We start from the raw sequence: 327 nt of genomic DNA, 5'->3' as shown, positions 1-327 counted from the left end.
CAACCTTTCCGCAGACACCTCGATCGCATCGGAATGGGTCGAACCCCAGAAGCGATCGCCGAGATACTCCCGACCCCTGCGCTGCAAGATTTGCTCGTTGCCGAGATGAGGACTCGCAAACTGCCGCTTACAGAACAGGGATGGGAGAAATTAGCATCGCAATCCAGCCTCAACGCGCAACGGTTGAGCGAAATCGCATCGGGAGCACCACCGAGGGGTTCGGAACTAGGAGCAATTGAAGCGCTGCTAACATCCACTCGGCAACCCGATGGTTCTCCCTGGAGCAAATCGGATTTAAAAGCGTTAGTCGATCGCGATTTTGGTGAA

General features: G+C 55.0%; 1 protein-coding gene. It reads left to right on the top strand.

Features of this window, described 5'->3' with window-relative positions; genetic code table 11:
• On the top strand, positions 1-327 hold a 327-nt coding region (locus LKK83_RS00725), incomplete at both ends, for a hypothetical protein (RefSeq protein WP_324628807.1).

The organism is Phormidium sp. CCY1219 (assembly GCF_035615515.1).
Taxonomy (GTDB): Bacteria; Cyanobacteriota; Cyanobacteriia; order Cyanobacteriales; family Laspinemataceae; genus CCY1219.
This window is presented reverse-complemented; position numbering and strand designations above follow the sequence as displayed.